This is a genomic window from Burkholderia sp. LMG 13014, assembly GCF_905232215.1.
In the GTDB taxonomy this organism is placed as follows: domain Bacteria; phylum Pseudomonadota; class Gammaproteobacteria; order Burkholderiales; family Burkholderiaceae; genus Burkholderia.
In genome coordinates this window covers 1-1,652 of sequence record NZ_CAJNKE010000915.1, presented here as the reverse complement: position 1 = coordinate 1,652, position 1,652 = coordinate 1, and the positions used below count along the sequence as shown (strand labels likewise).

The following is a 1,652-nucleotide window of genomic DNA, read 5'->3' as shown; positions in this document are numbered from 1 at the left end:
CGGCGATCCTGCCGAGCGATGCACCGCCGGAAGTGTCGCGCGTGTCGCCGCTGGAAAGCTCGATCCGCTACCTGACGCACCTGCGCGAAGCGTGGGACCACACGCATCCCGACGCGCCGTTCGCCGACCAGGACGTGACGGTCACGATCCCCGCGTCGTTCGACCCGGCCGCGCGCGAACTGACGGCCGAGGCGGCACGCGCCGCCGGCTACTCGCGGATGACGCTGCTCGAGGAGCCGCAGGCCGCGCTGTACAGCTGGATCCAGAAGAGCCAGGGCGGCTGGCGCAAGCAGGTGCAGGTCGGTGACCTGATCCTGTGCGTCGACGTCGGCGGCGGTACGACCGACCTGTCGCTGATCGCGGTGGTCGAGCGCGAAGGCAATCTCGAACTGCATCGCGTGGCCGTCGGCGAGCACATCCTGCTCGGCGGCGACAACATGGACCTCGCGCTCGCGCACATCGTGGCGCGCAAGCTCGCGCAGCAGGGCACGCAGGCCGACCCGTGGCAACTGCGCGCGCTCACCTACGCATGCCGTTCCGCGAAGGAAACGCTGCTGTCCGACCCGACGGCCGACGCGGTGCCGCTCGTCGTGCCGAGCCGCGGCTCGAAGCTGATCGGCGGGTCGATCCGCACGGAGCTCACGCGCGCGGAACTCACGCAGACGATCCTCGAAGGCTTCTTCCCGCAAGTCGACGCAGCCGCGCGCCCGGTGAGCCGCGCGCGCGTCGGCCTGACGCAGCTCGGCCTGCCGTATGCGCAGGACGCGGGCATCACGCGCCATCTCGCGGCGTTCCTCGGCCGCCAGGTCGCGGCGCTCGACTCGCTCGAAGGCGTGCAGCGCACGCTGCCGCAGGGTGCGACGTTCCTGCATCCGACCGCCGTGCTGTTCAACGGCGGCGTGTTCAAGTCGACGCTGCTCACGCAGCGCGTGCTCGATACGCTCAACAGCTGGCTCGCCGCCGAAGGCGCGCCGCCCGCGCGCCTGCTGGAAGGCGCGGATCTCGATCTCGCGGTCGCACGCGGCGCGGCGTACTACGGCTACGTGAAGCGCGGCCGTGGCGTGCGCATTCGCGGCGGCACGGCGCGCGCGTACTACGTCGCGATCGAATCGGCGATGCCCGCGGTGCCGGGGCTCGAACCGCCGGTGCAGGCGCTGTGCGTCGCGCCGTTCGGGATGGAGGAAGGCTCGGACGCGGCATTGCCGCCGCAGGAGTTCGGCCTCGTCGTCGGCGAACCGGTGCAGTTCCGCTTCTTCGGTTCGTCGGTGCGCCGCCAGGATCAGGTCGGCACGCTGCTCGACTACTGGTCGCCGGAAGAGCTGCAGGAGCTGGAGGAAATCCAGGCCACGCTGCCCGCCGAAGGGCGCACGGTCGGCGAGGTCGTGCCGGTGAAGCTGCATGCGCGCGTGACCGAAGCCGGCACGCTCGAACTCGAGGCGATCCCGAGCGGCACGAACGAGCGCTGGAAGGTCGAGTTCGACGTGCGCGGCGCCGCCTGAGCGCGATGAAGCGCTATACGGTCGGGATCGACCTCGGCACCAGCAATACGGTCGTCGCCTACGTCGAGGCCGGTTCCGACGCGATCCGCGTGTTCGACGTCGAGCAGCTGGTCGGCCCCGGCGCGGTGGCCGCGCAACCGCTGCTGCCGTCGG

At 71.2% G+C, this 1,652-nt stretch carries 1 protein-coding gene; it reads left to right on the top strand.

Annotated features, from left to right (window positions below; genetic code table 11):
- The coding region (locus tag JYJ84_RS36105) for an Hsp70 family protein (RefSeq protein WP_205190246.1) at window positions 1–1,499 on the top strand (1,499 nt) is incomplete at its 5' end.
- Between the last annotated feature and the right edge of the window lie 153 nt (window positions 1,500–1,652).